The 22,431-nt window shown below is 67.7% G+C and carries 19 protein-coding genes; 11 read left to right on the top strand and 8 right to left on the bottom strand.

The features are described 5' to 3' along the window. Positions 1–160 precede the first annotated feature (160 nt). Both J8F10_RS06010 and J8F10_RS06005 read right to left on the bottom strand, forming a co-directional pair. On the bottom strand, positions 161–1,669 hold the full coding sequence (locus tag J8F10_RS06010; protein ID WP_210652947.1) for a DUF1553 domain-containing protein: 1,509 nt from the start codon (positions 1,667–1,669) through the stop codon (positions 161–163). A 196-nt stretch (positions 1,670–1,865) separates the two neighbouring features. Beyond that, positions 1,866–5,390: a sigma-70 family RNA polymerase sigma factor gene (locus J8F10_RS06005; protein WP_210652946.1), complete on the bottom strand. Its 3,525-nt coding sequence runs from the start codon at positions 5,388–5,390 to the stop codon at positions 1,866–1,868. A 395-nt stretch (positions 5,391–5,785) separates the two neighbouring features. Between J8F10_RS06005 and J8F10_RS06000 the strand changes: the two genes are divergently transcribed. Genes J8F10_RS06000 through J8F10_RS05975 form a run of 6 tightly spaced genes read left to right on the top strand, consistent with a single transcriptional unit; the run spans position 5,786 to position 8,551 of the window. After that, positions 5,786–6,970, top strand: a complete 1,185-nt coding sequence (locus tag J8F10_RS06000; RefSeq protein ID WP_210652945.1) for a DNA modification methylase — start codon at positions 5,786–5,788, stop codon at positions 6,968–6,970. 40 nt (positions 6,971–7,010) lie between these two features. Beyond that, entirely contained in the window at positions 7,011–7,286 is a 276-nt protein-coding gene (locus J8F10_RS05995) for a hypothetical protein (RefSeq protein WP_210652944.1), read from the top strand. A gap of 11 nt (positions 7,287–7,297) precedes the next feature. Beyond that, positions 7,298–7,687 carry a hypothetical protein gene (locus J8F10_RS05990; RefSeq protein WP_210652943.1) on the top strand — a complete coding sequence of 130 codons (390 nt, stop codon included), beginning with the start codon at positions 7,298–7,300 and terminating at the stop codon, positions 7,685–7,687. Next, a complete protein-coding gene (locus J8F10_RS05985; RefSeq protein ID WP_210652942.1) occupies positions 7,684–8,010 on the top strand; it encodes a hypothetical protein in 327 nt (108 codons plus the stop codon). The genes J8F10_RS05990 and J8F10_RS05985 overlap by 4 nt, the downstream gene beginning before the upstream one ends. Positions 8,011–8,024: 14 nt before the next feature. Then, positions 8,025–8,228, top strand: a complete 204-nt coding sequence (locus tag J8F10_RS05980) for a hypothetical protein (RefSeq protein ID WP_210652941.1) — start codon at positions 8,025–8,027, stop codon at positions 8,226–8,228. Between the two features lie 11 nt (positions 8,229–8,239). Beyond that, the gene (locus J8F10_RS05975; RefSeq protein ID WP_210652940.1) at positions 8,240–8,551 is read left to right on the top strand and encodes a hypothetical protein; all 312 of its coding nucleotides are present in this window, start codon (positions 8,240–8,242) and stop codon (positions 8,549–8,551) included. A gap of 42 nt (positions 8,552–8,593) precedes the next feature. Here J8F10_RS05975 and J8F10_RS05970 read toward each other — a convergent pair whose 3' ends face one another. Together J8F10_RS05970 and J8F10_RS05965 are read right to left on the bottom strand one after the other, a co-directional pair. After that, positions 8,594–8,851: a hypothetical protein gene (locus J8F10_RS05970; RefSeq protein WP_210652939.1), complete on the bottom strand. Its 258-nt coding sequence runs from the start codon at positions 8,849–8,851 to the stop codon at positions 8,594–8,596. Positions 8,852–9,056: 205 nt separating this feature from the next. Next, positions 9,057–9,665: a hypothetical protein gene (locus J8F10_RS05965; protein ID WP_210652938.1), complete on the bottom strand. Its 609-nt coding sequence runs from the start codon at positions 9,663–9,665 to the stop codon at positions 9,057–9,059. Between the two features lie 186 nt (positions 9,666–9,851). Between J8F10_RS05965 and J8F10_RS05960 the strand changes: the two genes are divergently transcribed. Continuing rightward, the gene (locus J8F10_RS05960; protein ID WP_210652937.1) at positions 9,852–10,136 is read left to right on the top strand and encodes a hypothetical protein; all 285 of its coding nucleotides are present in this window, start codon (positions 9,852–9,854) and stop codon (positions 10,134–10,136) included. Positions 10,137–10,183: 47 nt separating this feature from the next. Here the strand turns inward: J8F10_RS05960 and J8F10_RS05955 are convergent, their stop codons facing one another. The 4 genes from J8F10_RS05955 to J8F10_RS05940 form a co-directional block, all read right to left on the bottom strand. Further along, on the bottom strand, positions 10,184–11,941 hold the full coding sequence (locus J8F10_RS05955) for a CRTAC1 family protein (RefSeq protein WP_210652936.1): 1,758 nt from the start codon (positions 11,939–11,941) through the stop codon (positions 10,184–10,186). A gap of 65 nt (positions 11,942–12,006) precedes the next feature. Beyond that, positions 12,007–13,356: a tetratricopeptide repeat protein gene (locus tag J8F10_RS05950; protein WP_210652935.1), complete on the bottom strand. Its 1,350-nt coding sequence runs from the start codon at positions 13,354–13,356 to the stop codon at positions 12,007–12,009. A gap of 152 nt (positions 13,357–13,508) precedes the next feature. Next, positions 13,509–13,886 (bottom strand): hypothetical protein, encoded by a 378-nt coding sequence (locus J8F10_RS05945; RefSeq protein ID WP_210652934.1) that lies wholly within the window; start codon positions 13,884–13,886, stop codon positions 13,509–13,511. A 204-nt stretch (positions 13,887–14,090) separates the two neighbouring features. After that, positions 14,091–15,179 carry a DUF1559 family PulG-like putative transporter gene (locus tag J8F10_RS05940; RefSeq protein ID WP_210652933.1) on the bottom strand — a complete coding sequence of 363 codons (1,089 nt, stop codon included), beginning with the start codon at positions 15,177–15,179 and terminating at the stop codon, positions 14,091–14,093. 645 nt (positions 15,180–15,824) lie between these two features. On the opposite strand from J8F10_RS05940, the gene J8F10_RS05935 reads away from it, so the two are divergent. From J8F10_RS05935 to J8F10_RS05920, 4 genes are all read left to right on the top strand, one after another. After that, the gene (locus J8F10_RS05935) at positions 15,825–18,458 is read left to right on the top strand and encodes a hypothetical protein (protein WP_210652932.1); all 2,634 of its coding nucleotides are present in this window, start codon (positions 15,825–15,827) and stop codon (positions 18,456–18,458) included. 52 nt (positions 18,459–18,510) lie between these two features. Next, positions 18,511–18,801, top strand: a complete 291-nt coding sequence (locus tag J8F10_RS05930) for a hypothetical protein (protein ID WP_210662336.1) — start codon at positions 18,511–18,513, stop codon at positions 18,799–18,801. Continuing rightward, positions 18,740–19,018 carry a transposase gene (locus tag J8F10_RS40645; RefSeq protein WP_210652931.1) on the top strand — a complete coding sequence of 93 codons (279 nt, stop codon included), beginning with the start codon at positions 18,740–18,742 and terminating at the stop codon, positions 19,016–19,018. The genes J8F10_RS05930 and J8F10_RS40645 overlap by 62 nt, the downstream gene beginning before the upstream one ends. A gap of 409 nt (positions 19,019–19,427) precedes the next feature. Continuing rightward, positions 19,428–22,310, top strand: a complete 2,883-nt coding sequence (locus J8F10_RS05920; protein WP_210652930.1) for a sigma-70 family RNA polymerase sigma factor — start codon at positions 19,428–19,430, stop codon at positions 22,308–22,310. The last annotated feature ends 121 nt before the right edge of the window (positions 22,311–22,431 follow it).

The raw sequence follows: 22,431 nt of genomic DNA, 5'->3' as shown, positions 1-22,431 counted from the left end.
TCTTGTGGGATCAGCGTGTTCGGCCTTTTGGTCTGGTGGCACAGGCCTCTGGCCTGTGTGAGCGCCTCCACAGGCCAGAGGCCTGTGCCACGGACACAAGCGCTCGTTCCGCTCGCGGACTGCACTGCCAAGTTTCTTTCCTACGCCGTCGGGCACCGAACTAATGATTCACCGCGAACTCGGTGCTGTTGAGCAGCGCCCAGAACACGTCCGCGAGCGCGGTTTGTCGGTCCGGTGCCGGTCGGTCGGAACCAACGAACTCGGTCACGCGCTTCAACTCGGGCGCGGTGGGCTTGCGCGACAGCGTCACCAAGAACAGTTGTTCGACCTGCTCCGCGACCGACCCGGGACCGGTGGCGATCACGCGGAGGGTCGGGCTTTTCTCCAGGCTCGTGGCCGTGGTGGTGTACTTGCCGTTCATGAGGTAGAGCGCCTGTTGAATGGACGTGGCCGCGTCGATGGGCTGGTCGGGCTGTGTCTGAAACTTCGCGAGGAACTTGGCCCGGGGCGTTGCCGCAATGAGCAGGGCGTCACTCGTGTTCTCGGTCGGCGGCGCGTACCCGGTGGCCTCGGTCAAGCTGTCGTAGAGCTGCTCGCCGCTCAGCCCGCGCACCGGCATCCGGGCGAACAACCGCGGGTCGGCCTGCGCCGCGTGCGTCTGCCGGCTCGTGCGCTGGTACGCCTTCGTTCCGGTGATGGCGCGGGCGAGGAACTTCAGATCGAATTTGTGTTCGGCAAACGCACGGCTCAGCTCGTCCAGTAGTTCGGGGTGGCTCGGGAGGTTGTCGGCCACGCCCAATCCGTCGACAGGGTCGACGAGCCCGGTACCGAAGAAGTAACCCCACATGCGGTTGACCGCGGCCCGCGCGAACCACTTATTGTCCACCCGCGTGGTCCACTCCGCGAGCACCGTGCGCGGGTCCGCGCCCTCCTTCCAGTTCAGTGCGCGGCCGTCGAGGAACTCGGCGGTGATGTACTCCTCTTTCTCAGGCAGCTTGATTTGCGGTGGGCCTTTGGGCGCGGGCTGGTCGGCGCGCGCACCGGGCAGGCGCGAGAAGAACGCCGCGAACTGCCAGAACTGTTCGCGGCTCCAGGTTCCGCCGCTGCGGTCGGCGTGGCACTGGGCGCACTCCAGCCGCACCCCCAGGAACACGCGCGAGGTGCTCCCGGCGACGTTCTCGGGCTTGTTCTCGTAGGCCGAGAAGTAGTCGGATGCGTCCGCGCTCGTGAGCAGGTCGCGAACGAGCTTGTCGTAAGGGGCGTTCGCCCGGAACTGCTTGCGGAGGTAGTCTTCGAGCCGCCCGGGGCGTGCGACCTGTGCGTTCGCTTGCGCGAGCAACACGGCGCGCCAGTAGTTCGCGAAGTGCGCCGCGTAGCGGTCGCCGAAATCGCCCTCAATCAGTTCCTGCGCCCAGAGCTGGCGCTTGTCGGGGCGGTCGTCGTCGAGGAAGTCGCGCACGAGCGACAGCGGCGGGATGCGCCCGTTGAGATCGAGACACAGCCGGCGGAAGAACTCCGCGTCGCCCGCGGCCGGCGCCGGCTCGACTTTCGCCTTCGCCAGCTTCTCGTCGATCCGGGCGTCGATGCGTTCGGAGGTGCGTGCCGCGTCGTCGGCCCCGAGGGCACAGTAGCCGAACGGGAGCAGCAGTAGGGTCAGTACGTATCGCATAGGAATGATCTCGTCGCGTCGCGCCCCAAGGTTGGGGCGCGACCGGTGAACCGATTGGATGTGGGTTACTGTGTTGAAAGCTTGTGTCTTGTGTTCGTGGCACGGGCCTCTGGCCTGTGTGAGTGCCTCCACAGGCCAGAGGCCCGTGCCACCAAACAAAAGGCCAAATGCACCAATCCAACACCACATTGCTGTGTTACTTCGTGGCGGTCAGGCGCGCGAGAGCCGCGGACGCTTCGAGCGTGAGCCGGGCACCTTTGGCCCCTTTAGCGAGCCCCTCCAGGACGCGCTTCGCTTCGGGCGTCGCGGCCAGTTCGAGTAGCTCGACCGTGCGCAGGTCCCGGAGTTGGTCGTCGCTGAGCTTGCTCACGGTGGCCTTTTGCAGAAGGGCCTCGACCCGCTGTTTCAGGTCCAGGGGCGGGGTTCCTTCGAGCGCTTTGCGCAGGTGCGGGGCCGCGACCGCGCCGAGGCGCTCCAGTTCGGCGGTCGCCTTGCGCCGGGCGTTGAAGTTGCCGCCGAGGTCGGCCACCAGTTCCGCGATCCGGGCGCCTTCGACCGCCGGCACCGGGCGGAGCCGCTCGCTCAGGTAGGTCACCGCCTGTTTGCGGTCGGTCAGGAACTTGCGCGCCGCGGTGAGCGCGACCGCCGGGTCGGGTTTCGCGAGATCGGCCCAGAGTTGGTCCAGATCGGCCGCCGGGAGTGAGGTGTCGCGGGTGAGTTCGACACGAGTTAACCTCGACAGGTCCCACGTCAGCGCCGTCGTGTCCACGCTCCCGGTGACGAGCACGTTCCCGCCCGTAACGCACAGGTGCGACACGCTCCCCCTGTGGCCCTTCAGGTGCCCGATTTCCTGGCCGGTGAGCGTATCCCAGGCGCGGAGCGCGGAGGTGCCCGCGGCGGAGAGCAGGAACCGCCCGTCCGCGGTGAACCCGATCGCGCCGGCGTTCGCGAACCCGCGCCCCAGCGCGCTGATCGCCGCCGCACCCCCGGCGATGTCGCGCGAGTGGTTTGCCGCGGGGCCGTCGACCGCGCCCCGCGTCTCGAACCGCTTCTCGCCGGTAGCGATCTCGTACCCGGTCACCGTCCCGTCTTGCGTCAGGAGCGCGAGCACGTGGCCGTTCGCGGAGAACTCGAACGCGACGCCCAGCGACTTGGGGGCCGCGACGTCGCACACCGCCGTTCCGGTGGCCGCGTCCCACACGCGGAGCTGCTTCTTGTCGCCCGCGGACGCAATCAGGCGCCCGTCGTGTGAGAACCGTATTACGGGTGTCTGCATACCGGAGATGTCGAGGGTGACGCGCCCGCCACTGAACACCGGCTCGCCGTCCTGACCGATGGTGCGGACGTGTGTGCCGGCGGTCGCGTCCCAGAGGTTCACCGCGGAATTCAGTTCGGCCTTCGTCGCGAGTAGCTTGCCGTCGGGCGAGAACCCGATCCCCGCGACGTCCGCGCGCTTCGTGTCGATCTCGCGGACCTGCTCGCCCCGCGCGGCGTCCCACATCCGAACGACCCCGTTCCCGGACGCGGTCGCGACGAACTTCGCATCGGGCGAGACGGCGACCGAAACCGCGGGCGGCGTCAGCGCCCAGTGCCGGACCGCACCGCCGGCCAGATCCCACACGCGAACCGATTCACGGCTCACGGTGACGACGGTGCGCCCGTCCGAACCGACCGCCATGATTCCCGAGAGGTGACCGGGGGTCGCTGCGATTTCTTTCCCCGTTTCGACATCGAACTGTCGCACGGCCGCGCTGCCGAGGCTGACCGCGACCGTTTTCCCGTCCGAGGTGAGTGCGAGGTCCGTGTGGGTCATTCGGCTCACCCCGCCGCGCACGATGCGCACGGCCACGCGGCCCGACTGCTCGACCTTGTAGCCACCGATGGTTTGCTTCAGCTTGCCCTCGGCGATGTCCCACAGTTCGATCGCGTCGTTCGAGAGGGTGACAGCGACCGTCTTGTTGTCGGCCGCGATGCGCAGCGATTTCCCGAAGAACCGCGGCTTCATGGCCGTCCCGCTGCCGAAGCGCTTCACCTCCTTGTGTGCCCCGACGTCCCAGACCGTGATGCCGTCGGTGAACGACGCCCAGGCGAGGTACTTACCGTCCGGCGAGAACGTGATGTTCTGGGCGCCGCCCACCGAGAGCTTGATGTCCGGGAGCACGGTCCCCGTTGCGAGTTCGGTGACGCGGAGCAAGCCGCTCGTGGTCTCGGGCTCGATGAGTTGCTGAACGACGTGCGTCCCCGCGGGCGAGACGGCGGTTCCGGTCTTCGTCGTCCCTTTCATTTCGGCCTTCGGCTCGAACGTCTTCCGGGCCTTTCCTTCGACCGAATCCCAGAGCACGACGGTGTCATTCGCGTCGGCGGAAACGAGCGACTGGCCGTCCGGCGTGAATTCCAGTTCCGTTACATCGGCCGACGCGGTCAAGGCGTGGAGCTTCTTTCCGGTCGCGGCTTCCCAAACGGTAATGGTCCGGTTCTTCCCGGCGGCGAGCGTCTTCCCGTCGGGCGCCAGTGCCACCGGGAAGTCGTCCGGTGTCGTGGCTTGCATCATTTTGCCCGGCATCGCGGGCATTGCGGGTTTCTGCGCGAGTGGTTCCTTCTTCCCCTCCGCGCGCTCGAACTGGCGCACGACCTGCCCCGTGGTACGGTCCCACAGCCGGACGGTGTTGTCGCGCCCCGCGGTCACGATTCCTTTGCCGTCGGCCGTGTACGCGATGAAGAACACCACGTCGCCGTGCCGGAACTGCGCCGTGCCCATTCGGGCGGTCGCGCCTTCGGGCAGCTCGTTGGACTTTACGGGCTTTGGGGCAAGGACGGGTTGGTCCGCGGCCGCTCGCGGCGATTCGCTCACCGCCATCGAGCGCGCCATCCACGCGGTTCCGCCACACAGCCCGATCGCCAGCAGCACCGCGGCCGCGGCCCATTTACTCGTTGTCATGGTTCCCATTGTTCCCCGTGCGAGTTCGAGCACCTGCGCCGAAGGCGCGGCGTGTACGGTTCCGTCGGCCGAGCGCCACGCGAACCACAGCCCGGCTCGCACCGTGGTATCGAAGAGTGACACCGGCGCGGCTGTTCCGCCCCCGGCGGACGCGATCAGAGTTGCGATCCCGGCGGCCGGGCACACGATACCGCGGTTCGTGAGGCGCGCCCGGAGCGCGTCCCGGGCGCGGGTGAGGCGCCAACCGACCGACCCGACCGGGCACCCGATCGCTCGTGCCACCTGCTCGTAGGTGCGCCCCTCCAGGTACGACAACACGAGCGGGACGCGGTACTGTTCCGGCAGTCGGTTCAGTTCTTCGTGCAGAACCGCGTGCCCGTCTTCGGGCGCGCCGGGCTCGGCACTCACGGGCCGGCACTGCGCCCCGGCCGCTTCGAGCCGCTGGCGCCGGGCGGCGTTCGCCCGCGCCCGGCACGCGAGCCGGAACGCGACCGTGTAGAGCCAGTCCGAAACCGGGCGGTTCCGGTCGATCGACGCCGCCCGGTGAACGAGGACGAGAAACGTGGCCTGAAACACGTCGTCGGCCGCGTTCGGATCGACCAGGACGCGCCGGCAGACGCCGAACACGAGCCGGCTGTACCGGCGCACGAGGCACTCGAACGCGAGCTCGTCGCGCTGGTCCACGAACCGCGCGACGAGCTCGCCGTCCGGGACGTCCTCGCGGGCGTCGCCGATCAGGTTCCGGACCTCGCGCAGGAGTCGGCCGGTTTCGGGTGTTGGCATAGCGTGGATCTCATCCGGGATCGCTCGAACACAGAGTAATTGCCCCGCCGGAACCCGGCGCATAGGAAATTTTCGCGCGACTTTTCACGGGTCACCGGATCAACGCATGTGGGTGGGCGCGGAGCTGTACGTAACCGCCTGTTCCGAAAGCGATTCGGACTCGTGCGAGAGCGCCTCGCGGCTCGATTTGAGGCGATTTATCTCCCGGTCCCGTTGCGTTAGTAGCGGCTCCCCTTAAGTTCCGAGCGATCGGATTCGTCTGTCCGTTTTTCCCACGACGAACAGTACCGCATCACTGGATTGCAGAAAAATCTGCGCTCGGGTCCGGACACTTCTCGCGCGGGCGGGGTAGTTCCCTTCATAGAGGGGCACCGTGACACGTGCGGAGGGGCAGAATGGACGTCGAAATGCGGCCGGTCGGGTCGATCCGGCCCTACGAGAACAACCCACGCGCCAACGACCGCGCGGTTGACGCGGTTGCGGCTTCGATCCGCGAGTTCGGCATGAGGCAGCCATTGGTTGTGGACGAGTGCGACGTGATTATTGTGGGCCACACCCGGTACAAGGCCGCGCTCCAGCTCGGGCTCACCGAGGTACCGGTGCACGTGGCCCGCGGGCTCACCCCCGAGCAGGCCCGCGCGTACCGCCTCGCCGACAACCAGACCGCCACGCTCGCGACCTGGGACGACGACCGGCTCGCCCAAGAGCTCGTGGCGTTACAGAACGCCGATTACGACGTGTCGCTCACCGGGTTCCCCGAGGACGAGCTGCTCCGGCTCCTCACCGCGCCGCCCGCCGAACCCGCCGGTGATCCCGACGACGTGCCCGAGCCGCCCGCCGAGCCCGTCACCCGGCCCGGGGACCTGTGGCTCCTCGGGCGCCACCGCCTGCTGTGCGGCGACGCCACCAAACCCGAGGATCTGGCCCGGCTCTTGCCCGACGGTCCCGCCGACACGCTGCTCACGGACCCGCCGTACAACGTCGCGTACTCGGGCAAGACGGCCGACGCGCTCATCATCGCCAACGACGACATGACTCCCGAGCAGTACCGCACGTTCCTGGCGTCCGCGCTGGGTAGTGCGCTCCGGCACCTGAGCCCGGGCGGTGCGTTCTACGTGTGGCACGCGGACCTGGCCGGGCTCGACGTGCGCCTCGCGTGCGCGTCCGCCGGGCTCACCGTGCGCCAGTGCCTCGTGTGGGTCAAGTCCGCGCTCGTGCTCGGGCGCCAGGACTACCACTGGAAGCACGAGCCGTGCATCTATGGTTGGAACGACGGGGCACCACACACGTGGCTCGCCGACCGCGCCCAAACGACTGTGTTGGAGTTCGACAAGCCCGCGAAGAACGCGGACCACCCGACCCCCAAGCCCGTGGCCCTGTTCGAGTACCTGCTCAACAACTCGTGCCCTACCGGGGGCGTGGTGCTGGACCCGTTCGCGGGCAGCGGGACCACGCTCGTCGCGGCCGAGCAGACCGGGCGCACCGCGGCGCTCATGGAATTGGACCCGCGGTACTGTGACGTCGTGGTAGCCCGGTTCGAGTCGCTGACCGGGACGGCGGCCGAGCGCGTGGCGGCGTAAACCCTGACGGAACGCGGAATAATGGTGACGGGGGCGCGGGATGAGCCTGACGAACCGACTCGGCAAGGTGGCGAAAGCGCTGGCCCACCGCCTGCCCCCGGACCAGTTCCACGTGATCGAGGCGATCCCGGTTGATCGAGCCGAGGGCCGGGCACCGGGCTTGTACAAGGACGGACCCGAGGGTTCGCTCGCGGGGCTCCTCGTGTACGACCCGGCGAAGGGCGAACCCGTGGTGCCCGACGGGAAGCTCGCGCCGTTCGGGCTCCTGATCGTGTGCGGACCCGAGTACATCGAGCCGCCGGTGGACGTGCTGTAAGGAGGTGGGGCATGGCCGCGGGCCGGGTGAAGAAGAACGAGGACCAGTTGCTCCTGGCGCTGGCGTGCGGGGCCACCGTGGACGCGGCCGCGAAGCAGTGCGGGCTCACGGACCGCACGATCTACCGGTGCCTCGCCGAGCCCGCGTTCCGGGGACGGTTGCAAGCGCTCCGGGCCGACATGGTGCGCCGGGCCGCGGGATTGCTCACGGCGGCCGCGGGCGAGGCCGTGCGAACCCTACTGTCGCTCCAGAAGGACTCGGCACCACCGGCCGTGCGGTTGGGCGCGGCCCGGGCCATACTCGAGTTGGGGATCAAGGTGCGCAAGTTGTCGGACCTGGAGACCCGGATCGCGGAGTTGGAGCACCGGGCCGGACTCCCCGAAGGAGGTAACCGCATATGAACCTCGGAAACCGCGTGGGCAAACTCGAGTTCGAGATCCCGGTACGGCGGGCGAGTACGGCTGTGCCGAACGAGCCGGTGGCGTTCGCACGCGGGCTCCTGGCCGGGGCGTTCGGGGTGGACGATCTCGACCGCACGAATCCGAACCACACGGTATGGCTCGCGCAGATGAGTGCGTTCCTCCAAACACTCAAGCCCGAGCACCAGGCATGGCTCCGACTCGTCCACGAGCGGCACCCGGGCGCGTACCCAGATCAACTCCTGCTCCCGGCGTCCGACGAGCAGATCTTGGAAGCGCTCGACGCGGTGATGCGCCGGGGTTGACCGGCGGGGACCGTATGCGATTGTCAGCGCGGGTGCAGAAGTTGGAGGGTGTCGAGCTCGGGTGCGACGCGCGCGTGCTGCGCCTCGCACCCGAGGGTCACGTGCCGTGCGGGGTGGACCGGTGCCCGCGGTGCGGCGGGTACCACGTGCTCGTCATCGTCGAAGAGATCGTCGAGGCCGGGGAACCGCGGGAGTACGGGCCGGAGGTGCGGTCCTGAGCCAGAGCCGGGTGGCCGAGCTCGAGCGACACGCCCGCAAATGCCCGTACCCAGGGTGCGGGCATGTCGAGCGTCCGGACCCGGCCGGCGCGGAGGAGTTCGACCTGGCGCGACTCAGCGCCCAGGAGCAGGGCGAACTGGCACGGCTCGTCGAGCTCGTTGCGCTCCCGCCGTGCGAGCGGTGCGGGCGCGGCGGCTACGACCTGACCCAGCTGACCGATGGCCAGGTAGATCGCGCCCTACACCTGCTGAGGGCGCTGTTCGGGCACCAAGAGCTCAAGCGCCCGGGCGCGTCGGATGAGATCCAAGGGCGGCCGGTGTGAGGGCACCGCGGAACACGTTGTGCGCGGCCGGGGAGGCGACGACTACGACCCCACCGGAACGGTCACGTGGCGTGCCAGGGCGGTCGAGAAGGTGGTCACGAGGTTCGGGGCCGCCCCCAAATCCGCGCCCGGAACGGTGACGAACGCGTCGATCTTCGGGGCCACCGCCTCGAGTAACGCGATCAGGGCCCGCGGGGGCAACTGGAACCGGGTCTGGGCCACCGCGAGGAACCGGTCGAACTCGCCCGGCTCGTTCGCGATCGGGTCCAGCCGGGTCAGGCACTCAACGAAGTTCCGCAAGGGCCAACGGTTTTCCATTCTCCGCAGTCTGCACCGCCAACAAGAACTCGTCGGAATAAAGGCCTGAGTGATTCTGGAGCGCTGGGACGGGTTGGGGGCGGTCATCGGACGCAGGCTCCTTCCGTGGAGGCGATTGCTCGACACAACTCCTCTACCGAACGGAGTCTGCGTTCTCCAGTTCAATTGGAAAGTACTGGGAGTAATATTACTTGTCGAGTTCCTGAAAGAGGAGGCCGTCGAATGTCCCCGCGAGCGGCTCCCCAGTCGCCCACACCCGGTTCCCGTTCCGCCCGAACACCGCCTGGTGCGGGGCCTTGCCGGTGAACCCGTACCGGTCGGCGGTCGGGCCGTCCTTCCAGGCGAGGTTCGTGACGTGCCGAGCGTCGCGGTCCTTGAGAAACTTGAGCACCTCGCCTCTCTTTTCCGGGCCGTCCACGTTCACCAAGATCACCCGTAGGAAGTGCCCGCCGTACTTCGCCCCCAGGTACTCGGCCTTTCGCACCCCGTGCCAGGCGACCTTGTCCTTTCCCACCGGCGCCGCCCGGGCCTGGTTGTCGCCGGCTCGAGAGTTGGCGGCGAGCGCGAAGTCGGGCGGCGGCTCGGACGCCATGGTCCAGAACTCGACCAGGAAAACCGCGTCCTTAGTGTCCTTAGCCGCCCGGTCGATGTCGGCGACGCCCCCGTCGGTCAGGGTCGCCTCCGTCGGCGGCGTGGGGCCGGCCGGGGCTGTCGGGGCCATCGGCGCCGACCGGCCGCACCCGGCCGCGAACACCAGGGACGTGGCGAACACGACCGTGAACAACAACCCGCGCATCGGACGACCTCCCGGAGAGGATGGAGATGACTACCCGGCCACCAGCCCCGCACCACCGCCCGGACCTTCGCCGCCAGGTCGGTGTCCTTGGTCGCATGCGACTCACGGCCCAGACCCGCCGGCCCCCATCGAAGACCGCGGGCATAGGGATTGCCGCGGACCGGCGACGCAACCGAGTTGTTGAGTGTGACCGACGACCGCCACGTGATCTGCAGCCCGGGTGACGAGGCGACGGCAGAGTTCGACGTAGCCTCGGTGCCGCCGCTGCACGAGGGCTGGCAGCGGTCCTTCGTGCTGTGGATGTGGGGTTACGTCAACGGCACCGCGCCGATGACGCTCACTGGCGGATATCTCGGGCCGCACCCGCATCGCGCGATGCCAAACTTCCCCTACGACCCGGCGAAGAACCCGCCGGCCCGCGTGAGCGAGTACGACCGCGTTTGGACCACGCGCCTGGTAGGAAGGCGGTGACGTGAGGTCGGTTCTGGCGAGCAATTCCCTCGCTCGTCGCAACGCCGCTAGCGGCATTGCCATATGCCCAACTCCTTCTTTCCTTGTGTCACGACGTGGTATCGATCGGTCGGCACGTCGGCCCACTCTTGACGCGAGCCGTCCGGCCAGTTGACCGCGAGTTTCGCAATCTTCGTCTCGGTGCCCAGGCCGACGACGTGCCGGCGGTCCGGCGCGGATGCGTAGCTCCCGCCGCCCTTGGCGAAGCGGGTCTGGGTGCGGCCACCGGCCTCAACCGTGATCCGCGCGCCGACCACGTCCCGGTTGCCGGCGCCGACCAGTTCCACTCCGACCCAGTGCCGGCCGGGTAGCACGTTACGGAGGATCGTCGCCGGCGCGTTCGTGTGGCTCACCGCCAAGTCGAGCCGCCCGTCGTTGTCTAGGTCCGCGAGCACCGCGCCGCGGCTGAGGTGCGGTTGCTTGAAGTACGTGCCGCCACGCGTGGTGATGTCCTTGAACTTCCCAGCGCCCTTGTTCAGGAAGAGGACCGGCTTCTGACTGCGGGTGGTCCCGGTCGGAAAGCGGACCGCGTGACCGTTGGCGATGAAGATGTCCTCCCAGCCGTCGAGGTCGAAGTCGCCGAACCCCGTCCCCCAGCCGACGAATTTCTGGCCGATCACGCCGACGCCGGACGACTGGGTGGCGAAGACGAACGCGACCCTGTCGCCGGCCGAGTGGTTCCGGTACAGAGCGTGGAACTCATTCTCGTAATTGGTCACCCACAGAGCCGGCTTGCCCATCCCCTCGGGGTCGCCCGCGTCCACGCCCATGCTTCCGTTCGGATTTCCGCCGCCGTCCAGCGCGACCCCGGCCGCCAGGCCCTTCTCCTCGAACCGAATCTTCCCCGGGGCCGACTTGTTCACGTAGAGGAAGTTCGCCACCGTGTCGTTGGCGACGTACACGTCCGGCTTGCCGTCCAGGTTCACGTCAACGGCCACAACGCCGAGCGCCTTGCTCGCGTGCTCGCCCCCTTTGAGAATCCCGGCCTCCTCGCTGACGTCGGGGAACTTGCCGGCGCCCGTGTTCCGGTACACTTTGCTCCCCAGACCCTTGAACCTCTTCGGCGGGCAGACGTCGGACGTCTTGCCGTCGTAGTTGCACGCCGGGTGGTTGGCGAACGACCAATCGACGTACTGGCAGACGAACAGGTCGGGCCAGCCGTCGCCGTCGAAGTCAGCCCAGGCGGCGCTCGTCGCCCAGGTGATGTCTTTATCCAGCCCGGCGGCGGCGCTCACGTCGGTGAAGCGGCGGCCGCCCTTCCCGTCCGATTCGTTGTGGAACAGTGCGATCCGCCCCCAGCCGGTGACGAGCAAGTCGGGCCAGCCGTCGCGGTCGTAATCGCCGACAGTGGCGGCGTGTGTGTAGAACCACGGGGCGCCGCCGGCCAGTTTGTCTAGACCCGCGGGCGCGGTCGCGTCCTTGAATTTCCAGTTCCCCTCGTTGTGGTAGAGCCGGCAGGGGTGGCCGAGGATCTGCTTATTATCCGCTCCGCCGTAGTGCCCGCCACCGGGAAGGAACAGGTCGGGCAGTCCGTCGCGGTCGAAGTCGATGACGACCACGCCGCCGCCAAGCGATTCTAGGATCGCCAGGTGCGGGGCTTCCTCGCCATTGCGGTAGGCGAAGTCGATGCCCGCCGATGCGGTCATGTCGTCGAAGAAGTCTGGGCCTGTGAGGTCTGGGTCGGGTGCCTCGGGCGTTGGTGCCTCGGGCGCCTGGTCCTTGCTTCCGCACCCCAGCGATGCCAGCCCGACAGCGAGGCACGTCATCACGACCGCTGCGCCTGCTCTGCACCTGCTCGTGGGTGGTTCCCGGCGCCTCAGCGTTGAATCGGTCATGGTCCCTTGCCCTCGGGGTTAGAGCCGCTCGGGGGTAATACAGGAACGGCGGTGCGGAGATGTCGGCGGTGGGGGGCTGCGGCGCTCGCATCCCCCTTCCGCTCGTAATGCACGGCCAAGGCGTGGTGGACCACCTGATTCGTCGCGTCTCGCTCCAGGGCCCGCTCCAGCCAGTACGTGCCGAATTTCTCACGACCGATTTGAAGGAACAACTGGCCGATCTCCGCGTAGTCCCCCGCCGTGGCCGTCGGGCTGTCCGCTTTGTCCTTGAGGAGCTCGTTGATCCGATCGACCAACACGCGTTTCTTTTTGTAATCGTCCAGCACGACGGCGGCCTCCGCACTTCGGCCCTGCAGGTGGAGCGCCGAGGCGAGGACGAAGAGCGTTTCGGTGTCGGACGGGTCCACCTTCAGTACGGCACGCAGTCGGTGCTCTGCATCCGCCGGTTTGTTCTCCTGGAGGTCGAGGTTGGCCAGAGAGACGAGCAGGGCCGGATCGAACGGGAGGTGGGGGACGGCCGCCTCCATCAGTCGGCGGGCCTCGTCGTTGCGGCCCTGCAGGAACCAACACATCCCCATCCGCGCCTGCACGAAAGCGTTGTTCGGCGCCTGCCGGCACAGCAATTCCAGGTGCGGCAGTGCCTCCGGCGCCTGTTTGTCCTCAAGGAACATTTCGGCGACGCGGAGCCGAACGGGCATTAGGTCTGGGTTGAGTTCCAGAGCGCGGTGGTAGTCCGCCTTCGCCCCCTTCTCGTTACTCAACCGCTCCAGCGCCCACCCCCGCCACTGGTAAGGCTTGGCACCGTCGGGGTACTTCTCGATCCAGAGGCTCAGGCAGGCGAACGCCGGCTTGTACCGAAGGCGGAGAATGTAAGCGTGAGCGACGGTTTCCAGGATGATTGGGGATTCAGGGTGTCCCTTCTGGACGAGGTCAAACAGCACTGGGGCCAGTTCATCTACCTCTCCTGCCTGGACTCGCAAGAGGAGGAACTCTAACTGTACACCCTCGGTTGCGCCACCCTGGAGTTCGATACAACGGTTCAGACGGGCTTCCGCGGCGTTGAGATCGCCCGTCAGCCGCGCTGCTCTGGCGGCGAAGAGGTGGACCTCGAGGCTCTGCGGCCACACTCGCAGGCAGAAAGCGAGGTATTCTTGGGCCTCCTGGGGTCGGTCGTTCTTGAGCGCGGCCTGCGCCGCCCGCCACTCGCCAAGGGCGTATCGCCACAGCCCGAACCCCGCACCGGTAACGAGCACGACTGCGAACAAAACGGTCAGCCGCGGACGCCTGCGGATCACCTTCCAGGCGCGCCCGGGGAGACGGAGCACTCGACCGGCAAGGCGAAACATCGGCGAATCCCACGGGCGGCGAAGGGGAGGAGGACGACCGAATGAGCGGGTGATGATGGTTCTTCCCCTGGCGGAGGAGAGATCCCTCCGCGGCCGCTCTCCCGAGACCCCACTAGGGCTCGGGGTGCGGATCCCACCCGATCTTCCGCCGATCAATCCAGGTCGAAGTTGTGGACCTGCCGGCCGCTCTGCAGGGTGATCGTCAGCGGCGAGGTTTTCGGGTTGGAGTATTTCTCGGGGATCTTGATGTAGGGTTCGTCGGGCACGACGGCGCTCCCCTGTGGCTGCTGCCTGGACTGCATCATCTTCATCCGCTTCTCTGTGTCCCTGCCGGTTGCGGCCGGCGGTTTCCTGGCGGGGTTGAGGTGCTCGGTGTTGACCGTAACAACCAGTTCTCCCTCGGGCAGATCCGCGGCACTGTACGTCCCGTCCGTGCTAATCTGGGCGGCGTAAGTGGTCCCTTCGGGGGTGTGGAAGGCCATCGTCCCCGCTTTAATCGGCTGGCCCTTGTACGTTAGACTTCCGGACACTTTCGCCGGCGCCAACGAGTTCTTCGAGCAGCCCAACAGTCCGCCGGCTAATAGAAGGAATAGGAGTAGAAGAAGGCCAGGCCGATTCATGAGTGTGCCCTGATGACGTTTGGTGGCCACCCGAAGGGAGTGGGGAAGATGAAATTGACGGGAGGGTTACCGGGCAGTCCCTCCCACCGGTCGAACCGCGATCGTCGCGATGATTTACCAGTTGCTGCCGAGAACGAACCCGTCGTTCGGTAGGAGAGCCCGAACCCACGTTGTGGCGTCGGTGTTGACTCCCACGGAGCGGACGCTCCCGTCCATCAGAAGAACCTGAATCCCACTAGCACCAAACGACTGGAGCCGCATCGGGTCACAGTTCCTGACGGGCGGCGCGGCCTGCGGAATTTGGAAGTAGGCCGAAACCCCGGTCACGCGGTCGATGGGGTAGTTCGCGGGGATGCTGGCGAAATTTTGGAAGCCGCCGCGACCGTTCCCGCCGCCGGTGGTGTTACCGGGAATCCAGTAGGTCGGCGAGCACCAAGCGCTCCCCGGGTTATGGTACTGGGTGATCGGACCCGGCAGTGCACCGTCTTCCTGCCAGCTACGCTCGGCATAAAGCCAGGACTGGTTCCAGGGCGACGAGGGCTTGCCAAGATTGCCGTCCCCGCAGATCGCGTACCGTTCCATGAACCCGATGGTCTGTGACGTGCCGTCGGGGAACGAGCTCGGGATGCGGGCCTTGCCGCCGACCTGCCAGTCCTCGTCCCACCCGCCGCCGAACGCGTGCCAATTCGAGTGGTAGCTCGCCGCCCCGGCGCGTTCGCCCCCATTGTTGTTCCACGCCTCGGCCGCCGCAGTCACGCCCGGGTCGTTCGGGGCGTGGAAGGTCTTGACAACGCCATTCAATCCGTTCCCCTTCGTCCGCCAAGACTGTGTCCCGCTCCCACCGTTCCCGTCGTTGGGGGAGATCTGCGGTGCCTTGTGCAGGTTGTCCTGTTCCAAGTAGGGGAGCAGGTGGTAGTGCATCGTGCCGAACCGCGACGGGACGCTGTCGAGTTCCCACACGGTGCCCTCCCCAGTACCGGGGAAGGCACCGGTGGTGGTGGGCAGTTTGCCGTGCGCGTCGTGGCAGGAGTGGAGGGCTATGCCGATCTGCTTGAGATTGTTGCCGCTCTTCATGCGCGCGGCAGCCTCGCGCACCTTCTGAACCGCCGGCAACAACAATCCGATCAAGATCGCGATGATCGCGATGACGACGAGCAGCTCGATCAGCGTGAACGCTGACCGGCGACGAGGGAGAGGTGTCATAGAAATCACCCGCGCGAGTGGAGAAAAGCGGGGCCACTAAACAATAACAGTCTTCTTATAATCCACCGTTTCAAATAGTGTCAACACCAAACTCACCACTTCCTCACGATTTTTCTCGACTTTCTATCTCGGCACATCCCTCTGGCGACTGTTCGGGCGAGATTGACGTCAACGAATCCTCAACTTAGAGTGATTAGGCCGCAATCATCTCAATCCACTCCCGGCTCACTTATGGCACCCGACAGAGCCTCGGAATCCCCCCCTGTCCCCCTTCCCAGCGGACAGGCCAAAGGGGCGCCCGTCGCGGCCCCGCTCCCCACAGGCGAGCCGGCGCGGGGTCCGGCTGTTTCACTCCTGTTCGTTGGGCTCTTGGGCGTTCTCCTCGCCTCGTTTCCGGCCCGGAACGTCGATGTCTGGAAGCACCTCGCTCACGGCCGCGCCCTCGTCCACTTTTCAGGCGAGGTCAGCCCCACTTGGCTTTACGATCTGCTGACCTATACGACTTTCTCGCTCGGAGGCGGGATGGTATTGGCAGCAGTGAAATCGCTCCTATGTGGCGCGGTTGCCGTGCTAATGTTCCACCTCAGCGCGCGGAAAGGCGGTTGGCGGACTCCGCTCGTTGCTGCCGGTCTCGCGGTTCTCGCGATGGGTAGCCGGTTGTTGCTCCAGCCGCCGACAGTCTCCATCCTGTTTCTGGCGATCGTTCTGTACTTCATCGTTCGGGAGGAGACACGAATCCCCGGCGCGAACGGCCCCTGGCCCGACTGGCGGTTGGTCGTGTTGTTCGCAATTTGGGCCAATGTCGATGGGCGGTTCGTTCTGGGTCTGGGAGCCGTCGCGCTATTTTGGCTTGGCCGCGTGTGCGACGCCCCTCAAGACGGGGTCCGGGCGGGCCTCCGCCGGTGGGCCGTCACGGTCGGCGTTCTGGTCGTCGCATCGTGTTTCAGCCCGTCGCACGTCAACGGCCTGCGCTGGCCGCCCGAACTCCGAACGGCGGCGGTCGAACTGTGGAAGAGAACAGGCGAGGCGCGAGCGGTGAACTCGGCCTTCGATCGGGCTTACCTGGACGCCTTTCGGGACAGCCCCGCGGCTCTCTCCTACTACCCGTTGCTGGCGCTGGGGCTGCTGTCGTTCCTGCTGAATCGGCGTGGGTGGCGGTGGGCTCGGTTCTTGCCGTGGGTCGCCTTTGCGGTCGCGAGCGGGATCCAGGTTCGGTTGGTGCCCTTCTTCGCGATCGTCGCCGGCCCCGTGGCCGCGTGGAACCTCCAGGAGTTCTTCGCGCGCCGGGCATCGGCACCGGTGCGGCGAGGGGTCCGATACGTGGGCTTCGGTTCCGCATCCGTTCTGGCGCTGGCGTTCTTGGTGTGCGCGTGGCCGGGGTGGCTCCAGGGGCCGCCGTTCGAGCCGCGGCAGTGGGTGGTGGAGCCGCCGCCATCGCTGTCGCAGGGGGCGGACTTCCTCCGGCGGGCGCACGCGGGCGGCCTGTGGCCCGCGGAGACGGGAACGCTTCACGTCTCGCCGGACACAGCCGCGGCGTTCGCGTGGTACTGCCCCGAGGATCGCGTCGTCCGCGACGAGGCGGCCGTTGGGCACCTGTTGAACTTCGAGGACATTGACAACGCACGCCAGCGGCTCCGGGCGCTCGGCGTGACCCGGGTCGTCGTTCACGCCGCCGACCCGAGCGCGCCCTCGGACCAGATGCTCGACCGACTGCTCGTCGACCCGGGCGAGTGGCCCGTGCTGCACCTGACCGGCGGCCTGGTCGTCTTCGGGTGGCGCGATCCGGGCCGGCGTGGCGCCACGGACCCGTACGCGGACTGGGAGGTGGATTTCGCGCGTCTGGCGTTCCGGCCGACCGCGTCAGAGGTCGCGCCACCAAGTCGCCCGCTGAAAGGCCAGCGATGGTGGGACGCGTTCTGGAAGCCAGCTCCGCCCCCGCGCCCGCCCGGCCGGGACGAGGCGGCCGTCCTCCTGCGGAAGGCCGCGGCGGAGGTTCGCCTGGCCCCGCGGCGACACGTCGCGGCGTGGGAAGCGTCACAGGCAGTCGGCCTTGTCGGTGCCGCGAGCGGTTGGAGCGACCCGGTCGATGCCGCCTTGCGGCTGACGTTATTCCAGCCGCCGATCCCCCAGAACGCTCCACTGCCGGCGATCACGCGACTCACGTTCGTGTTCCAACAGCAGTTCGCGCTCGATCGCGGCCACGCCCCGGTGGGGATCCTTTACGCGGCCATTCGCGCGGCGCGGCGGGCGGTCGCCGAGAACGCGGCGGACGCGAATGCCCACCTCGCCCTCGGCCGCGCCTACCTCGCGCTGCTGGACAGCACGGCCGAACAGAGCTGGGCGAACCGGGTCCCGCAATTGCTCAAGATTCGCCAGCTCCAGGCCAGCGCCGCGCTGAACCGAGCGGTCGCCCTGAACCCCCGACTGGCGCAGGCCCACCTGGAACTCGGGCGGCTCTACCTGACACTCAGTTGCGCGGACCTCGCGGCCGCTCACCTCCGGACTTTCCGCAACACTCCGGTCCTCTGGGGCGGTCCCAAGCCGGGAGACCGCGCGACAGAATCGCTCGACGCCGAAATCGCCCGGCTGACCAAAGCGCTGGAACATGAGCGGGGCGAATTCTCCAAAGAGTCGGCCAAGTCGTCGGTCAGCGACCGGGCGGAGATGGCCGCTCGCCGAGGGCTAGGAGGGGCGGCCCGCGACCTGCTCTTGAAGTCGGACGTCGCGGCGTTCGGCGCTGTCGGGATGGAACTGGAACTCGACCTGCTCCTGCGAACCGGGCGCCCGGACGATGTACTGGAATGGGTGACATCCGAAGCCCGCGGTTCGCTCAGCGACTTCACTTACCACTCGCTCCGCGCGCAAGCCTTCATCGCGGCCGGAGAGTACGCCAACGCCGACGCGGAACTGACCGCGATGATCGGTCCGGGCGGGCAGCTCCCATCCACCTCGCAGGTCGGAAAGGAGGTCGCGGGCTTGGTCGGCAAGACGCTGCTCGACGAGCAACCCGCCGGGTTCATTCTGCCGCAGCTCCCCTGGCGCACTCTGGGACGTCCAGAGTTCGAGAACCGGATCGCGGAGAGGTCGCGGAAGCTGGCCCGGTCGGCCGACATCCTGATGCTCCGGGGGCTTGTCGCGCTGGAGGCCGGGAACATTGACCGGGCACGGGAGTCGCTCCACGCGGCCCTTGCGTTCTCCCCCAATCGCTGGGGAGGAGGGCAACTCGCATTCAACGGCCAGACGGTCGCGCGGGATTGTCTGGGGTTGATCGATCCGTGATGCTTATGCTTTACACGTTCAGGAGTGACACATTGTCCCAGGTCTGAAAGTTGTGAGCAACTTCGCCTGGACGGCCCTGGCTCCGCTCCGGCTCGGGGCCAACGCCCGGAACCCGAAGGGCGGCGGGCCAGAGACGGTGGCGCGTTACGGCGTGTTGCGGGCGGGCACCGGCGGGATGATGTTGCGGTTCTGCGACGGGCGCCCGGTGAGTGCCACCACCGAGGCGTTCCTGGGGTGGGTGTGCGAGGCGCTCGCCCGAGGGGAAGCGGGTATTCGCCCTGGTGTGGGACAACACCGCGTGGCACGTGAGCGGGCGCGTGCGGCGGTGGATCGCGGCCCATAACCGCCGTGTCCGACGGGCCGGGGTCGGGTGCCGGATCCGGGTGTGCGGGTTGCCGGTCAAGGCCCCGTGGCTCAACCCGATCGAGCCCAAGTGGGTACACGGCAAGCGGGCCATCGTCGAGCCCGACCGAAAACTCACCGCCGACGGGGTACGGAAACGGGCGTGCGACTACTACGGATGCGCGCTACACCCCACGTTGCCAAAACCTCAGCCGTGATCCTGCACTAGGATCCGGAGCTCTGGTGAGTCTGAGCCCGGTAAGGGCATGTTGCCCTTCGCTTTGTACAGTGACCAAGGCGCTTTTGATACAGCGTCTGAACCCAGCGCTCGACCAAGGCGTTCATGTTCTGGGCATGCGAGCCAACACGTTTACCTCTCCTCACCCTCAAGTACCGCGTCAGAGCTCGATCCATACTTCGTGTCGTGGTCGATGAGCGTATGGGGGCGCCCAGCCCGGGCGACTATTTCCATCAGGACGTTCCAATCAGGCTGTGCGCCCGCCCCGTGTCTGGGACACGGGCACCGCGAAATTCCTACACGGAAACAGAACGGCCCGGCGACCTTTGATGTAAATTTTTGAGAAGTGGAGAAATTTCATTGAAAATTTCTCCGCGAGCCGGGGATGTATGGGCGAGCAGGCTGCTGATCCGGGGTGGGTCGAAAAAATGCACGGGACCAGGCAGGACTTGATCGTCCGCTACACCCACGAGTTGGCGGGCGGCGTGCCCGGTGGCGAGTGCGGCCCCGGCGCGCTCCTGGACCGCTTCGTGGCCACACGTGACGACGCGGCCTTTCGCGCCCTCGTCGCACGGTACGCCCCCCTAGTTTGGGGCGTGTGTCGGCGCGCCCTTTCTTGCCACCAGGACGCGGAAGATGCGTTCCAGGCGACCTTCATCGTCCTGGCTCGCAAGGCCGACCGGATCAGCCCTCGGGAGATGTTGCCCGGTTGGCTCCACGGGGTCGCGCGGCGGGCCGCCCAAAAAGTGTTCGAGGTCTCCGGGCGGCGACGGGAGATTCTGGTGGACGCGATTCCCGAGCCGGTGTCCGACGCCCCCGGTTCCTGTCCGGATCTGTCGGGCGTGCTGGACGAGGAGCTGGACCTGCTTCCGTTGAAACTGAAGCAGGCGGTCGTGCTGTGCCACCTTCAAGGGCGGACTTACGCCGAGGCCGGGCGCGAACTGGGCTGTTCGATCGGCGCGGTCGCCGCCCGGTTGGAGAAGGCGATGGCCGCGCTCCGGTCCCGTCTCGGGCGCCGGGGCTACGCTCCGGCCGGGGTACTGGCCATGATCCTGATGGCCGGGCCTGCGAAGGCGCTGCCGCTGGGCTTGTCGGCCCGGGCCATCGAACTGGCTCTCGGGGGCGGATCATCCTCCGTGGGTGCGGTTGTCGCGGCCGACTGTGTGGCCCGGGCGCTCGGTAGTTCAAAGTTTAAGTTGATTGGCGTCGTGCTCGCGGTCGCCTGTGTCGGTGTCGCGGCCGCGGCCGTCGAGCGCCGCTCGGACCCACCGGGCGATCCGCGGCCCGCGTTCCCGGTCCGCTCAGAAATTGTTAGTGCGGCTCCCCGGGTGGATCGATTCGGCGACCCGCTCCCGGACGGGGCGGTCGCTCGGGTCGGGACCGTGCGGTTCCGGCCCGGCCAGTTCCCAAGCAACGGCGACGTCGCGTTCCTACCCGACGGGCGCACGCTCGTGTCCGTTCACGCCACCGGGGTCGTCCGGTTCTGGGATCTGGCGTCTGGAAAGGAAACGTGCCACGTGGACGGCCCACGCCACTGTTCCCGCGTGGCGGTTTCACAGGACGGGGCGCGGGTGATCGCGATGGGCTCAGAAGTGTGGGCCTTGGACCTCACGCCCGCCGGACCGCGGCTCCGGTGGAAAAGTGCTCCGGGCCGGGGCCTGCTGAGTTCGATCGCCCTGGCACCGGACGGTCGGACGCTCGCGTGCGGCACGGCCCTCGGACCGGCGGCGTACCTGCTCGACGCAAGCACCGGCCGAACGGTCCGGGTTTTGGAAGGGCAAAGCGGGAGCCGCGTTGCCTTTTCCCCGGACGGGACGACTCTCGCCACCGGGATGCCGACCGCCGCGGTCGGCCTGTGGGACGTCGGGACCGGCACCCTCGTCCGCCGGTTCGGTGGGGGGAACGCCGCTCCGGTGACACGTTTCGCGTTCTCCCCGGACGGAACGGCGCTCGCCACGACCGGGTTGGACCGGACGGTCCGCGTCTGGGACACGGCGACCGGTAACCTGCGGGCCTCGGCTCCCGGGGTCGAAGCCCCGGACCCGTTCGTGGCGTACTCGCCGGACGGTCGGACGTTACTCGAAGTCGGGGCCGAGCAGATCCGGTACCGGAACCCGGCCAGCGCACGCGACCTCCGACCCGCGGCGGTCGCCCCGCACTTGAACCCGCTCTGGTCGTTCTCGCTCGGGGGCGGGAAATCGCTGTCCGCGGACGGAACCCTGCTCGCGGCCGAGGACGGTGGGGTGCTCGGGGTGTGGCGGGTGGCAACGGGGGAAGAGATCGGCCCGACGGGCGCCCTGCACGGACAAGTGCTCGCACTGGCGTTCTCGCCGGACGGCCGGTCGCTCGCGACCACCGCGCGGTTCTCGCACGTCCAGCTCTGGGAAACCGACACCGGCGCCCCGATCCGGCGCCTGCCGTTCCGCGAGCCGGGGCTGACCGCGTACACCCTGAGCTACCCGTCCGCGGAGCGGGTCGAAACTCTGGAGTGGTGCCCCGAACCGGCGCCGCACTGGGTTCTGACCGGGTGGAACCCGAGAACTGGGGAGGCCACCGAACGACCCGGGATTCCCGCTGGCCTCGCGCGGCCGGCCCCGGACCTGTTCCCGGCGTATGCGGCCTCTGCGGACGGCCGCCAACTCGCCTGGGGGCCGGGGGACGGCATCGTCCTGATCGACCGAACGACAGGCGCGGAAGACCACATCGCCCGCGGCGAACCGGTGAGCTTCGCCGAGTTCTCTGGGGACAGCCGCCGCCTGGTGTGTTACGGAAAGCGCGAAAAAGTTTTGAGCGTATGGGACACCCGGACGAGAGAGTTGCTGGCCCGGTTCCCGGCCAACTTCGATGCGCAGGCCGAGCGACCGCTGGTGGCGCTTTCGCGAGACGGGAGCCGGATCGCGTTCACGCGGAAGGCCCCCGACGGGGGTGACGAAATCCGGGTCGAGGAACTGAGAGGAGAAACGGGCCTGCGGGTTGTGGCCCCACGCCAGACTACACTGGTGCTGGCATTCAGCCCGGACGCCCGGTTCCTCGCGGCGGGCGGGGAGGACGGCGTCGTCCGAGTGTGGGATCTCCACACCGGGAAGGAGTGCCACCGACTCGAAGGGCACACGTCCCGTGTCCAGGTTCTCGCGTTCAGTCCGGACGGCCGGCGCCTCGCCTCCGGTAGCGCCGACAGCACCGCTCTGGTCTGGGACACCGCTCTGTTCGGCCAAAAGGCACTCACCGCACCGAGCCTGTCGGCCTCGCAAACGACGGGCCGACGCAAGTAACGTCTCGACTCACCCGGGACACCCGACCTCTCCCGGAGCGGACCGCTTGGGGACCGCTCGACGTCCGACCCGACTCTCCCTTTATTGCCCCGCTCCGCCGGACGGTCCGGTGGGGTACGCC

This window comes from Gemmata palustris (genome assembly GCF_017939745.1).
Taxonomy (GTDB): domain Bacteria; phylum Planctomycetota; class Planctomycetia; order Gemmatales; family Gemmataceae; genus Gemmata; species Gemmata palustris.
Note: the sequence above shows the minus strand (reverse complement) of the source record. Positions and strands in the feature narration are given on the sequence as shown.